Source organism: Streptomyces sp. NPDC006711, assembly GCF_042869775.1.
Taxonomy (GTDB): Bacteria; Actinomycetota; Actinomycetes; order Streptomycetales; family Streptomycetaceae; genus Streptomyces.
The window spans coordinates 16,364-30,613 of sequence record NZ_JBIAGO010000009.1 but is presented as its reverse complement, the minus strand read 5'-3'; the positions used below and the strand labels follow the sequence as shown (position 1 = coordinate 30,613).

9 protein-coding genes are annotated in these 14,250 nt (G+C 72.6%); 6 read left to right on the top strand and 3 right to left on the bottom strand.

Going from position 1 to position 14,250, the window contains the following annotated elements:
* Positions 1-205: 205 nt before the first annotated feature.
* Both tesB and ACFYM2_RS19365 read right to left on the bottom strand, forming a co-directional pair.
* Complete coding sequence (tesB, locus tag ACFYM2_RS19370) at positions 206-1,081, bottom strand: acyl-CoA thioesterase II (protein WP_388837526.1); 876 nt, start codon at positions 1,079-1,081, stop codon at positions 206-208.
* 24 nt (positions 1,082-1,105) lie between these two features.
* Positions 1,106-2,263 carry an acyl-CoA dehydrogenase family protein gene (locus ACFYM2_RS19365; protein ID WP_358995074.1) on the bottom strand — a complete coding sequence of 386 codons (1,158 nt, stop codon included), beginning with the start codon at positions 2,261-2,263 and terminating at the stop codon, positions 1,106-1,108.
* Between the two features lie 286 nt (positions 2,264-2,549).
* Between ACFYM2_RS19365 and ACFYM2_RS19360 the strand changes: the two genes are divergently transcribed.
* Positions 2,550-3,575, top strand: a complete 1,026-nt coding sequence (locus ACFYM2_RS19360; RefSeq protein ID WP_388837523.1) for an SGNH/GDSL hydrolase family protein — start codon at positions 2,550-2,552, stop codon at positions 3,573-3,575.
* Positions 3,576-3,618: 43 nt separating this feature from the next.
* Here the strand turns inward: ACFYM2_RS19360 and ACFYM2_RS19355 are convergent, their stop codons facing one another.
* On the bottom strand, positions 3,619-5,502 hold the full coding sequence (locus ACFYM2_RS19355; RefSeq protein ID WP_388837520.1) for a PucR family transcriptional regulator ligand-binding domain-containing protein: 1,884 nt from the start codon (positions 5,500-5,502) through the stop codon (positions 3,619-3,621).
* Between the two features lie 250 nt (positions 5,503-5,752).
* On the opposite strand from ACFYM2_RS19355, the gene speB reads away from it, so the two are divergent.
* From speB to ACFYM2_RS19330, 5 genes are all read left to right on the top strand, one after another.
* A complete protein-coding gene (gene speB, locus ACFYM2_RS19350; protein WP_388455435.1) occupies positions 5,753-6,718 on the top strand; it encodes an agmatinase in 966 nt (321 codons plus the stop codon).
* A 130-nt stretch (positions 6,719-6,848) separates the two neighbouring features.
* A complete protein-coding gene (locus ACFYM2_RS19345; protein WP_388837517.1) occupies positions 6,849-8,522 on the top strand; it encodes a thiamine pyrophosphate-binding protein in 1,674 nt (557 codons plus the stop codon).
* A 17-nt stretch (positions 8,523-8,539) separates the two neighbouring features.
* Positions 8,540-12,403 (top strand): ABC transporter ATP-binding protein, encoded by a 3,864-nt coding sequence (locus tag ACFYM2_RS19340; protein WP_388837514.1) that lies wholly within the window; start codon positions 8,540-8,542, stop codon positions 12,401-12,403.
* Between the two features lie 674 nt (positions 12,404-13,077).
* Entirely contained in the window at positions 13,078-13,656 is a 579-nt protein-coding gene (locus ACFYM2_RS19335; RefSeq protein WP_388837511.1) for a histidine phosphatase family protein, read from the top strand.
* Positions 13,657-13,832: 176 nt separating this feature from the next.
* The gene (locus ACFYM2_RS19330) at positions 13,833-14,183 is read left to right on the top strand and encodes a hypothetical protein (RefSeq protein ID WP_388837508.1); all 351 of its coding nucleotides are present in this window, start codon (positions 13,833-13,835) and stop codon (positions 14,181-14,183) included.
* Positions 14,184-14,250: the final 67 nt, after the last annotated feature.

Below are 14,250 nucleotides of genomic sequence, written 5' to 3'. Positions count from 1 at the left end.
CAGGGGCTGACATTCCCCATGCGGGCCGGCACCAGCCCCGCCAGGGGCCCCGCACGGTCCGCAGCCGGGGTCCCCGGGGCTCCGCCCCAGACCCCGTTCCTCAAACGCCGGACAGGCTGGGTATGTGCACATGGGCCAGCACCAGCCCTGTCAGGGGCGCGGGGAACTGCGCGAAACGGGGCCAGGGTCCGCAGATGGCCGGGGCTTACGCGCGTGGTACACGGACCACGCCCTCCTGGATCACCGTGATCGCCAGCCGGCCGTCCTGCGTGTAGATGCGGGCCTGCCCCAACCCCCGCCCACCCGCCGCCGAAGGCGACTCCTGGTCGTACAGGAGCCATTCGTCCGCCCGGAACGGCCGGTGGAACCACATCGCGTGGTCGAGCGACGCACCCACCACGTCGCCCACCGCCCACCCACCCCGCCCGTGCGCGAGCAGCACCGAGTCGAGCAGGGTCATGTCGGAGACGTACGTGGCCAGGCACACGTGCAGCAGCGGATCGTCCGCCAGCTTCCCGTTCGTGCGGAACCACACCTGCGAGCGCGGCTCACGCGGCGTGCCGACCGTGCCCCACGGCGGCGCGTCCACGTACCGCAGATCGACCGCCGCGCGCGCTTCGAGCAGCCGGTCCACCACCCCCGGGTCGCGGAAGGCGGAGGCGTACCGCGGCAGCATCTCGGCGGCCGTCGCCAGCGACTCCGGGTCCGGCGCGGCCGGCATCGAAGCCTGGTGCTCCATGCCCTCCTCGCACGTCTGGAACGACGCCGAGAGATGGAAGATCGGCTTCCCGTGCTGGATGGCCACGACCCGCCGGGTCGTGAAGGACGCCCCGTCCCGGATCCGGTCGACGGTGTAGACGATCGGCGCGCCCGGGTCGCCCGCCCGCAGGAAGTACGCGTGCAGCGAGTGCGCCGGCCGCTCGGCCGGGACGGTACGCCCGGCCGCGACCAGCGCCTGCGCCGCCACCTGCCCGCCGAAGACGCGGGGGACCACCGCCGAGCGGGAGTGCCCCCGGAAGATGTCCTCCTCGATCCGCTCCAGGTCGAGCAGATCGAGAAGGCTCTCAAGTGCCTGATGCATGAAGGTAGTTGTACCCGAGCCCTGCTACAGACCCATGTCCTTGGCGATGATGGACTTCATGATCTCGCTGGTGCCGCCGTAGATCCGGTTCACCCGGTTGTCCGCGTACAGGCGGGCGATCGGGTACTCGTTCATGAACCCGTACCCGCCGTGCAGCTGGAGGCAGCGGTCGATGACGCGGTGCGCGACCTCGGTGCAGAACAGCTTCGCGGACGCGGCCTCGGCCGGCGTCAGCTCGCCCGCGTCCAGCGCTTCGAGCGCGCGGTCGGCGACGGCCTCGGCGGCATCCACCTCGGCCTGGCAGGCGGCCAGTTCGAACTTGGTGTTCTGGAACGAGGCCACCGTCTTGCCGAACACGGTGCGGTCCTGGACGTACTCCTTGGCGAACCGCACGGCCGCCTTGGCCTGCGCGTACGCCCCGAACGCGATGCCCCAGCGCTCGGACGCGAGGTTGTGGCCGAGGTAGTAGAAGCCCTTGTTCTCCTCGCCGAGCAGGTCCTCGACGGGCACCTTCACGTCGACGAACGCCAGCTCGGCGGTGTCGGAGGTCTTCAGGCCCAGCTTGTCGAGCTTGCGGCCCACCGAGTAGCCGTCGGACTTGGTGTCCACCGCGAACAGCGAGATGCCGTGGCGGCGGTCCTCGGCGGAGGGCGCGGCGGTACGGGCGCAGACGATCACGCGGTCGGCGTGGACGCCACCAGTGATGAACGTCTTGGCGCCGTTGAGGACGTAGTGCGTGCCGTCCTCGGAGAGCTTGGCGGTGGTCTTCATGCCCGCGAGGTCGGAACCGGTGCCGGGCTCGGTCATCGCGAGCGCCCACATCTCCTCGCCGGAGACGAACTTCGGCAGGAACCGCTTCTTCTGCTCGTCGGTGGCGAGCATCTTGATGTACGGCAGGCCGAGCAGCACGTGCACGCCCGAGCCGCCGAACTGGACGCCCGCGCGGGCCGTCTCCTCGTACATCACGGCCTCGAACTTGTACGAGTCGATGCCGGCGCCGCCGAACTCCTCGTCCACGCGGATGCCGAAGATGCCGAGCTCGGCGAGCTTGTAGTAGAACTCGCGCGGCACGATGCCCTGCGCGAACCACTCGTCGTAGACCGGGACGACCTCGGCCTCGATGAAGGCGCGCAGGGTCTCCCGGAACGCCTCGTGGTCTTCGTTGAATACCGTACGGCGCACGGTCGCCCTCCTCGGCTCACAATTCGGCTAAGCGCTTGCTCAGGTTGAATAACGAAGTTACCCGGCGGTCACCGGCACTGTCCAGGGGTCGGGGCTCGGAGTGAGGCGCCCCACTCTTCGCCGCCGCGCGCCCCTCGCACTCTTTCGCGCGCTCCCGCCGTGGACGTGCGGTGCGCCCGCTGGCATATCACGGGTCGCATATGCATGAATACGGAGCGTAGTGGACGTCCGTCTCGTCCGCTCTCCCCGCGGGTCCCGACGAAAGGGCACAGCCATGCCTCCGGCCATGCGTAAGACGACGTCAACTCAAGGACCACGGCGGCGGGCCGCGGCGGCGGTCGCGCTGAGCGGCTGCCTGGCGCTCGCCGTCCCGGCGGGCACCGCCCACGCGGCCGACCCGGTGCCGACCGTCTTCTTCGGCGACTCCTACACCGCCAACTTCGGCATCGCCCCCTTGAACAACATGGACCAGCCCAGGGGCTTGTGCTTCCAGGCCACGGAGAACTATCCCGCCGTCGCCACCGGGCGCCTGGCGGACCGGAACATCACCCTCGACGTCCAGGAGGACGTCTCCTGCGGGGGAGCGGTCATCGAGGACTTCTGGCGTGAGCAGCAACTTCCCTTCGGTGCCGGGACGGTTCCGGCGCAGCAGGACGCGCTCAAGGAGGACACAAGGCTGGTCGTGGGCAGCATGGGCGGCAACACCTACGGGTTCACCAGCATCCTCAAGCAGTGCTCCGCCAGGCTCCGGGGCGACGAGGGGGCCATCCTGCCCGGAGCGCCGGTGGACGCGGAAAGCCCGGCCGACGAGTGCGCGGACTTCTTCACCTCGGGCGACGGAAAGGCGTGGCTGGACTACAAGGCCGAGCAGGTCGGACACGAGCTGGACGAGATGTTCCAGCGCATGAGCCACCGCGCCCCGGACGCCGAGCGCGTCCTGGTCGGCTACCCCCGGCTCGCGCCCCAGGACACGGCCAAGTGCCTGAAGGCGGCCCCCGGCCAGACGGAGCGGCCGTTCGTCGACATCTCCGAGGACGCGCTGTCCGTCCTGGACCAGGCGCAGAAGCGGCTGGACGACGTCATGAAGAAGGTTGCCGCCGACGACGGCGCCGACTTCGTGGACCTCTACGACCACACCGGGCACAACACGGCCTGCGACGGCGCCAACCGGGGCATCGGCGGGCTGCTGGAGAACTCCGAGGTCGAACTGCTCGGCCAGTCGATCCCGTGGTACGCCCACCCCAACGAGAAGGGCCGCGACATCCAGGCCCAGCGCGTGGCCGCCAAGATCGAGGCGGTCTTCAACCGCTGAGCCCAGAAGTGAGGCCCCGGGCCACGCGCACCGGGGTCATTCGTCATTCGTCCAGCCTCAGCGCGAGCCACAGCTCTGTGCGTACGTCCATGTCGTCGAGATCGGCGCCGAGCAGTGCGGTGCAGCGGGCGATCCGCTGGCGGACCGTGTTGCGGTGTACGCCGAGGGCGGCGGCCGTACGGTCCCAACTGCCGTGCAGGGCGAGCCAGTTGCGCAGGGTTGTGCGCAGGGGCCCGCTGAGCGGGGTGAGGAGTTCGCGGGCGTACGCGGTGGCCTCGGCGGGGTCGAGCAGCCCGGCGAGGCCGGCCGGGCGGTGGCGGGCCAGCGGGGTGCGGGTGGCCTCCGCGCGGGCCAGGGCGCGGGCGGCCTGGGTGTCGGCCACGGCCAGCCCCTCGATCCCGGCCGGTGCGCTGACGCCCAGGGTCCAGCCGGGGTGCGGGGTGACCTCGCGGTCGGCGGGGACGAGGGCGCGTACGGCCGGGCCGGAGGCGTCGACCAGCGGCGTCCCCAGGTCGGGCGGGGTGCCCGCGCCCCGGGCGCGTACGACGACCCAGGGTCCTTCGCCGAGCAGCGCCGCCGTCTCGCTGGGGGAGCCACCGAGCAGCATCCGCACCAGGGCGGCGGAGCGGGCGGCCTCGGCGGTGCTGGGGCGTCCGGCGGTGAGCAGCGAGAGCAGGACGGTCGCGACGCCGGCGATGGTGTGGTCGCCGGGGGCGCGGTGGGGGGTCGCCACGGCGAGGGTGAGGGGGCCGGTGAGGGCGTAGGCGGAGAGGTGGGTGCCGTTGGCGCTCGCGCTGGCGGTGAGGGGGTGCGACTTCGGCGGGTTCTCCCCACCCCGCCCCTTCCCGAAAGCCTCCGGCGGATGGCCGGTTGCCCGAGCCCCGGCACCCCCACCAGGGGCTCCGCCCCCGGACCCCCGCTCCTCAAACGCCGGAGAGGCTGAGCGGGCCACCCGCTCCTCCGGGGTGGGGTTCAGCCCGTCCGGCGGGGAAAGCAGCCCGTCCGGCGGGGAAAGCAGCCCGTCCGGCGGGGAAATCAGCCCCTCCGGCGGGGAAAGCAGCCCGTCCGGCGGGGAAATCAGCCCCTCCGGCGAGGAAGGCAGTCCCTCCGGCGGCGAAAGCAGCCCTTCCGGCGAGGAAGGCAGTCCTTCCGGCGGGAAAATCAGCCCCTCCGGCGTTTGAGGAGCGGGGTCCGGGGCGGAGCCCCGTGTGCACGCGGTGGCACCCTCCGCGCCACCCCTCCCATCCGCCGGAGGCTTTCGGGAAGGGGCGGGGTGGGGAAGACCCGCCGAAGGCGACACCACCCGCACCAGCCCCCACACCCCCGCCAGGGACCCCGGCTCCACTCCCGCCGCCTCCACGACCACCCCCTCCGCCGTCACCAGCGCCGCCCACCCCCCGAGCCGCCCCGCGAGCACCCGCAGCACCGCCCCCACCGGCGCGGAGCGCGACGCCGCCGCCGCGAGCGCGCGCTGGGCCTCGTTCACGCGGCGCAGCTCGTCCTCGCGGGCCCGGGCCATCAGGAGCCACACCGCCCGCGCCACCCGGGAGAACGTCGTACGGGGCGGCACCTCAAGCAGCGGAAGCCCGTGCCGCGCACAGGCCGCCACCAGCGCGGGCGGCACCTCCTCGTGCACCGGCGCCACCCCGAAGCCGAGCGCCGCCGCCCCCGCCGCGACGACCCGGGACACGTACGCCTCGGGGTCCCCGAGCTGGATGCCCGCCGTCATCAGGAGCTCCCCGCCGAGCAGATACGGGTAGGGGTCGGCCATCTCCGAGGCGTGCACCCAGCGGATGGACGCGTGCGGCGGCCCCGCGAGCTGCCGCAGACCCAGATCGGCCCGGGCGAGCAGCGCGGCGAGAGCGATGGGCGGCGTGGGCGGTGCGGTCGGTGCGGTCGGCGGGGACGGTGTGGTCGGTTCCGGCATGGTGGACGATCCATCCATCGGCGGCGTCAGAAGTGGAGGAAACGTACACTTCAGTGGGGCCGCCCGGCCACCTAAGGTCATGCGGAGGCGGCGAGCGCCGCCCACGCGGCGCACCCGGGGGCGCGGACAGGCCCCGCGCGCCGCCGGTCCCGGCCGGACCCGCGCCACCGGCGCACTCCCCGGGTGCACCTCACCGGCGCACCCCCGGCCCCGGCCCGCCTCAACACGCTGAAAAAGAAGGGCACTTCACATGAGCAGCAACGAAACGCCGCGCGGTCCGATCGACTCGTCCCGCATCCCGCGGTACGCCGGTCCCGCGACCTTCGCCCGGCTGCCCCGCCTGGACGAGGTCGGCACCGCCGACGTCGCCGTGGTCGGCGTGCCCTTCGACTCCGGCGTCTCCTACCGCCCCGGCGCCCGCTTCGGCGGCAACGCCATCCGCGAGGCCTCGCGTCTGCTGCGCCCCTACAACCCCGCCCAGGACGCCTCGCCCTTCGCGCTCGCCCAGGTCGCCGACGCCGGTGACATCGCGGCCAACCCGTTCAACATCAACGAGGCCGTCGACACGATCGAGGCGGCCGCGGACGACCTGCTCGGCACCGGCGCCCGTCTCATGACGCTCGGCGGCGACCACACCATCGCGCTGCCGCTGCTGCGCTCGGTCGCCAAGAAGCACGGCCCGGTCGCGCTGCTCCACTTCGACGCGCACCTGGACACCTGGGACACCTACTTCGGCGCCGAGTACACCCACGGCACCCCCTTCCGGCGCGCCGTCGAGGAGGGCATCCTCGACACCGAGGCGCTGTCCCACGTCGGCACCCGAGGCCCGCTGTACGGCAAGCAGGACCTGACGGACGACGAGAAGATGGGCTTCGGCATCGTCACCTCCGCCGACGTCTACCGGCGCGGCGCGGACGAGGTCGCCGACCAGCTCCGCCAGCGCATCGGCGACCGCCCGCTGTACATCTCCATCGACATCGACTGCCTCGACCCGGCCCACGCGCCCGGCACCGGCACCCCCGAGGCCGGCGGCATGACCTCGCGCGAGCTCCTGGAGATCCTGCGGGGCCTTGCCTCCTGCAACCTGGTCTCCGCCGACGTCGTCGAGGTCGCCCCCGCCTACGACCACGCCGAGATCACCAGCGTGGCCGCCTCGCACACCGCCTACGAGCTGACCACGATCATGTCCCGCCAGATCGCGGCGGGCCGCGCCTGAGACGGGGGCAGGTGCCGGCGGAGGACCCGGTCCGCGACCCGGACCCGGCGGCGGTGCGATCCGTTGCCGGCCCGGGCCCGGGCCGAGTGTCACAGCCGGGCCCGGGCCGAGTGCCACACGAGAGGACGCGATGACCCACGACCACCACGAGGTCGAGTTGCGGCCCACACCGCGCCAGACGGCGGCGGCCCTGAACCCTCCGCCCGGCCGCATCGGCGGTGACCTGGTCGTGGAGACGCTGGCCGGGCTCGGCGCGACCACCGTGTTCGGGCTGCCCGGCCAGCACGCGCTCGGCATCTTCGACGCCCTGCGCCGCTCGGACCTCACGTACGTCGGGCTGCGGGTCGAGAACAACGCGGGCTTCGCGGCCGACGCGTACGGCCGGATCACCGGAGAGGCGGCCCCGCTGCTGCTCTCGACCGGTCCCGGCGCGCTCACCTCGCTCGCCGCGCTCCAGGAGGCGGCGGCCGCCTCATCGCCGGTCGTGGCGATCTCAAGTCAGGTCCCACGCAAGGGACTTGGCGGCGGACGCCACGGCCACCTGCACGAGCTGCGCGACCAGCAGGCATCCTTCCGCGACATCGTGAAGTCGGTCCACACCGTGCGGAGCCAGTCGGCGATCCCCTCCGCGATCGCGGCCGCCTGGGAGTCGGCGCTGACCGCGCCGCACGGGCCGGTCTGGGTGGAGATCCCCGAGGACGTGCTCCTCGCCGAGGCCGCGCTGCCCGTCGTCACCGCGATGGACGCCTTCCCCGAGGACGTCCTTCCGCGCCCCGAACTGACCGCCGCGGCCGCCGATCTGCTGTCCCGCGCGGCCCGGCCCGTGATCATCGCGGGCGGCGGGGTCGTACGCTCCGACGCCTCGGGCAAGCTCCGCGCGCTGGCCGAACGCCTCGACGCGCCCGTCGTCACGACCTTCGGCGGCAAGGGCGCCTTCCCCTGGGAGCACCCGCTCTCGCTCCAGTCCTGGCTTGAGGACCGCCACACCACCGACTTCCTCGAAGACGCCGACGTCCTGCTCGTGGTGGGTTCCGGGCTCGGCGAGCTGTCGTCTAACTACCACACCTTCGCGCCGCGCGGCCGGATCATCCAGATCGAGGCCGACCTCGGCAAACTGGAGTCCAACCACCCCGCGCTCGGCATCCACGCGGACGCCCGCATCGCGCTCCAGGCCTTGCTCGAAACCGTCGACGCCCGTACGGACCCGGGGGCGCCTGAGCGCGTACGGACCGTCCTGGACCGGGTACGGGCCCGTATCGACGCCCAGGGCCTGGGCGAGGAGCAGGAAATCCTCGCCGCCGTGCGCGCGGCGCCGCCCTCCTCGGCGCCCAGCTTCTGGGACATGACGATCCTCACCTACTGGGCGTGGTCGGCGTGGCCCGGTGCGATGCACTCCGCCCAGGGCGCCGGGGGCCTGGGCTACGCGTTCCCCTCCGCGCTCGGCGCCGCCGTCGCCGACCCCGCCACCCCGGTCCTCGCGGTCTCCGGCGACGGCGGCGCGATGTACTCCATCGCCGAGCTCGCCACGGCCAGGCAGTACGACCTGCCGGTGACGTGGCTGATCGTCGACGACGGCGGCTACGGCGTCCTGCGCGAATATCAGAGGGACACGTTCGGTGCGACCAGCGCGACCGAACTGGCCCGCCCCGACTTCGTCGCCCTGGCCGAGTCCTTCGGCGTGCCCGCCCTGCGCACGGGCGCGGAGGCCCTGACCGCCGACCTGTCCAAGGCCCTGGCCACCCCCGGCCCCTCGGTGGTCGTCCTGCCCGCCGTCCTGAGGATGTTCGCCCCGACCCACCGGTAGGGCGCCTGCGGAACGCGATGAAGGCCCGGGGTCCTCGCGTCCTTACGGCCCGTATTCATTGCGGCGGGATGAAATCCGCCGGCCGCCGTGTTGGGCCTTGCGGCAGGGCACGTACCAACGGGAGGAACGTCGTGACGGAGGGTGTGCGACAGGGGTGGGCGCGCAGACTGACCGGGTACGCCTGGCGGTACCGGCGCGATGTGGTGCTGGCGCTCGGTTCGTCGCTCGGCGGCATGGCCGTCATGGCGCTCGTTCCGCTGATCACCAAGGTCGTCATCGACGACGTCATCGGTGACCACACGCGCTCCCTCACCGTCTGGACCGGGCTGCTCATAGCCTGCGCCGTCGTGGTGTACGCGATGACGTACATACGGCGGTACTACGGAGGGCGCCTCGCCCTCGACGTCCAGCACGACCTGCGCACCGAGATGTACGCGACGATCACCCGGCTCGACGGGCGGCGCCAGGACGAGCTGTCCACGGGGCAGGTCGTCGGCCGGGCCACCAGCGACCTCCAGCTGATCCAGGGTCTGCTGTTCATGCTGCCGATGACCATCGGCAACATCCTGCTCTTCGTCATCTCCGTCGTGATCATGGCGTGGCTCTCGCCGCTGCTCACCCTCGTCGCCCTCGCCGTGGCCCCCGCCCTCTGGTTCATCGCCAAGCGCAGCCGCACCCGCCTCTTCCCCGCCACCTGGTACGCCCAGGGCCAGGCGGCCGCCGTCGCCGGGGTCGTGGACGGCGCGGTGTCCGGGGTCCGGGTCGTCAAGGGCTTCGGCCAGGAGGACCAGGAGACCGGCAAGCTGCGCGAAGTGGGGCGCAAACTGTTCGCGGGCCGTCTGCGCACGATCAAGCTGAACGCCCGCTACACCCCCGCCCTCCAGGCCGTCCCCGCGCTCGGCCAGGTCGCCATGCTGGCCCTCGGCGGCTGGCTCGCGACCCGGGGCCAGATCACGCTCGGTACGTTCGTCGCGTTCTCCACCTACCTCGCCCAGCTCGTCGGGCCCGTACGCATGCTCGCGATGGTGCTCACCGTGGGCCAGCAGGCCCGGGCCGGCGTCGAACGCGTCCTTGAGCTGATCGACACCGAGCCCTCGATGCGGGACGGCGCCAAGGAACTGCCCGCCGACGCTCCCGCCACCGTCGAATTCGACGACGTGCGCTTCGGCTACGACGACGAGCGGCCCGTCCTTGACGGCTTCTCGCTCGACATCCGCCCCGGCGAGACCGTCGCCGTGGTCGGCGCCTCCGGCTCGGGCAAGTCCACCGTCTCCCTGCTCCTGCCGCGCTTCTACGACGTCGCGCACGGCGCCGTCCTCGTCGGCGGCCACGACGTGCGTGAGCTGACGCTCTCCTCGCTGCGCGCCGCCATCGGCCTCGTCCCCGAGGACTCCTTCCTCTTCTCCGACACCGTGCGCGCCAACATCGCGTACGGGAAGCCGGACGCCACGCAGGAGGAGATCGACAGGGCGGCCCGCGCCGCCCAGGCCTACGGGTTCATCGCCGAACTGCCCAAGGGGTACGACACCACCGTCGGCGAACACGGCCTGACGCTCTCCGGCGGCCAGCGCCAGCGCATCGCGCTCGCCCGCGCCATCCTCACCGACCCCCGCCTGCTCGTCCTGGACGACGCGACATCGGCGGTCGACGCCCGCGTCGAGCACGAGATCCACGAGGCCCTGAAGTCGGTCATGGCGGGCCGCACCACGCTGCTCATCGCGCACCGCCGCTCCACCCTCGCGCTCGCCGACCGCATCGCCGTCCTCGACGGTGGACGCCTCGCCGCGATCGGCACCCACGACGAGCTCCAGCGCGACAGCGCCCTCTACCGCCGCCTGCTCACCGACCCCGACGAGCTGGGCGCGGTGTCGCCCGGACACACCCCGGCCATGCCCGCCGCCGAGGAGGAGGACCACTCCGTACGGGACGAGCTGGACGCGGAGTTCGACGCCGAGCGCGGCATCACGCCGCCGCTGTGGATCCGCGAGGACAAGGCCGAATCCGCCGCCCCCGGCGGCATGCCCGCCACCCCCGAACTGCTCGCCCAGGTCGAGGCGTTGCCACCCGCGACCGATGTGCCGGGCATCGACGAGGCGAAGGCGGTTCAGCCCGAGGAGTCCTACGGCCTGCGCCGGCTGCTGCGGGGCTTCGGCCTGCCCCTGCTCGTCTCGCTCCTCCTCGTGGCGATCGACGCGGGCGGCTCCCTGATCCTGCCGGTCCTCATCCGGCACGGCATCGACCAGGGCGTCACCAAGCTCGCAATCGGAGCGGTGTGGGCGGCGTCCGGGCTCGCCCTGCTCACCGTCGCCGTGCAGTGGCTCGCCCAGACCGGCGAGACCCGCATGACCGGACGCACCGGCGAACGCGTCCTCTACACCCTGCGCCTGAAGATCTTCGCGCAGCTCCAGCGGCTCGGACTCGACTACTACGAGCGGGAGTTGACCGGCCGGATCATGACCCGCATGACGACGGACGTCGACGCGCTGTCCACGTTCCTCCAGACGGGGCTGGTCACCGCGTTCGTCTCCGTCGTCACGTTCTTCGGCATCATGGTCGCGCTGCTCGTCATCGACCTCCAGCTCGCCCTCGTCGTCTTCGCGACGCTCCCGCTGCTCGTCGTCGGCACGTACGTTTTCCGCAAGAAGAGCGTGAAGGCGTACGAGCTGGCCCGCGAGCGGATCAGCGTCGTCAACGCCGACCTCCAGGAGTCGGTGTCGGGTCTGCGCATCGTGCAGGCGTTCCGGCGCGAGCACGACGGGGCCGAGCGGTTCGCGAAGCGCAGCGACCACTACCGTGCGGCGCGGGTGCGCGGGCAGTGGCTGATCTCGGTGTACTTCCCCTTCGTGCAGCTCCTGTCGTCGGTGGCGGCGGCCGCCGTCCTGATCGTGGGCGCGCACCGGGTGGACGGCGGCACCCTCACCACGGGTGCGCTCGTCGCGTACCTGCTCTACATCGACCTGTTCTTCGCTCCCGTCCAGCAGCTCTCGCAGGTCTTCGACGGCTACCAGCAGGCGGCGGTCTCGCTCAAGCGGATCCAGGAACTCCTTCAGGAGAAGACGTCCACGTCGGCGGCGGCCAAGCCGCTTGACGTGCGCTCCCTGCGCGGGGAAATCGCCTTCGAGAACGTCGACTTCGCGTACGGGGGCGCCGACGCGGGCGATACGGGCGATGGCGCCGAGGAGTCCGAGGCCGCGCTCAGCGGGATCGACCTGCGCATACCGGCCGGGCAGACCGTTGCCTTCGTCGGCGAGACCGGCGCGGGCAAGTCCACCCTGGTCAAGCTGGTGGCGCGCTTCTACGATCCGACGGGCGGGCGGGTGACGGCCGACGGCACGGACCTGCGCGACCTCGACCTCACCGCCTACCGGCACCGGCTCGGGGTGGTCCCGCAGGAGGCGTACCTCTTCGCGGGTACGGTCCGTGACGCCATCGCGTACGGGCGCCCCGACGCGAGCGACGCGCAGGTGGAGGCGGCGGCGCGGGCGGTCGGCGCGCACGACATGATCGCGACGCTGGACGGGGGCTACCTCCACGAGGTCGCCGAGCGCGGCCGCAACCTCTCCGCCGGGCAGCGCCAGCTGATCGCGCTGGCCCGCGCGGAACTGGTCGACCCGGACGTGCTGCTCCTCGACGAGGCGACGGCGGCGCTGGATCTGGCCACCGAGGCGCAGGTCAACCAGGCCACGGACCGCCTGACCGGGCGCCGCACCACGCTGGTGGTCGCCCACCGCCTCACGACGGCGGCCCGCGCGGACCGGGTGATCGTGATGGACGGGGGCCGGGTGGCGGAGGACGGCACGCACGAGGAGCTCCTAGCGGCAAACGGCAAATACGCCCACCTGTGGCGCACGTTCACCGCGACCCCGGTCCCCACGGCGTAAGGCCCCCCACGCGGGCCCGCATCGGATACCCAGGGGCGCGGGGAACTGCGCGTCACCCGGGTTCCCCGGGGCTCCGCCCCGGACCCCGTTCGCGCTGAACGCGCTCGTCCTCAAACGCCGGACGGGCTGAGGTCGCCCATGCAGGCCCGCACCAGATGCTCAACGGCACGGGCTGAGGTTGCCGATGCGGGCCCGCACCGACCCCGCCAGGGGCGCGGGGAACTGAGCGTCACCCGGGTCCCCTGGGGCTCCGCCCCAGACCCCGTTCGCGCCTAAAGGGCGCTCGTCCTCAAACTCCCCCAAGGCCTTAAGGGCCAGGGGGGACCCCCATGACGGGCTGAGGTTGCCCATGCAGGCCCGCACCAGATGCGCAACGGCACGGGCTGAGGTTGCCAGTGTGGGCCAGCACGAACCCCGCCAGGGGCGCGGGGAACTGCGCGACCAGCCCAGCACGGTCCGCAGCTGAGGTACCCGCATGCAGGCCCGCACCGACCCGCCAGGGGCGCGGGGAACTGCGCAACCAGGCACCCTCCGCCCGCACCCGCACCCGCACCCGCACGCCGGCCGGGGTGGAACCGGGGGAACCAGCGGGCGCGTCCCACGCGGGGCCCGCTTGATCCACTTCGGAGGAGGGACCCCCATGAACCCCCGCACCGCCCCCCCGCTACCTCTACGTGACCCGCCACGCAGAGGCGACCCCGGACGAATCCGCCCTCACCGACGCCGGCCGCACGCAAGCCACCCTCCTCGGCCAACGCCTGCGCACCGCCCCGCTCACCGCGATCCACCACGGCCCTCTCGCCCGCGCAGAGCAGACCGCCCACCTGATCGCCGACCAGCTCGAAGGCGTCCCCCTGCGCCGCGCGGAGGCGGCCGGCGACTACCTCCCATACCCCCCGACCCGCGAGGAACTGCCACAGGAGATGGCCGACGCCTTCCTGACGTTCCTGGACCAATTCCCGGAACAGGAACGCGAACACGGCACCCGCCTCGCCGCCACCGCACTCGCCGATCTCACCGGCCCCGTCCCCGGCGACGAACCGCGCCACGAACTCCTGGTCACCCACAACTTCCTCGTCGGCTGGCTCATACGCGCCGCCTTCGACGCGCCCAACTGGCGATGGATCGGCGTCAACCACGCCAACGCAGCCCTGACCGTCATCCGGTACGCCCCCGGCCGCCCCCCGTCGCTCCTGCTCTTCAACGACACCGGTCACCTCCCCGCCGAACTGCGCTGGACCGGCTTCCCCTAGGAGCTCCACATCTGAGCGACCGCACAACCGAGCCGAGCCCCACCGCACGTCCCCCCCGGAGAACCATCCAGCCACCCCCCCCGCGTCCCACCCCACATACGCGCAAGCGACGGAAGGATGCAAGCGTGTTCGGAGGGATAGGAAGTGGGCCGGGGAGCAAGGGGTTTCTCCGGGGCGTGGCCGCCGTGGTCGTGGTGGCGGGCGGGCTGGTCGTGTGCGGCCCCGGCGGCAGCGCGGACGCGGCGGCCGCCTGCGCGGGCCGGCCCGTGAAGACGGTCGGGTTCAGCACGGGGGAGCTGCGCCTGTACAAGGGCAACGGGTACGCCTGCGCGGTGACCGTCGCCGACAGCGCGGGCGCCCGGCGCCAGATGTCGGTGACGATCCAGGCACGCGGCGGCGCCCCGGCCGGCGACTCGGGCCTCTACACCCAGCGCGCCGGCCCGGTCACGGTGTACGTGGGCAGCCGCTGCGTCCGCGCCACCGGCGCGATAGCGGGCAGCTCCGCCCAGACCGGCTGGGTCTGCTGAAGGGCACGAGGGGCACCTGAACTCCGAGGTCAACGGGGTCTGGCGGGGCGGGTGTTGGCCCGGTTAG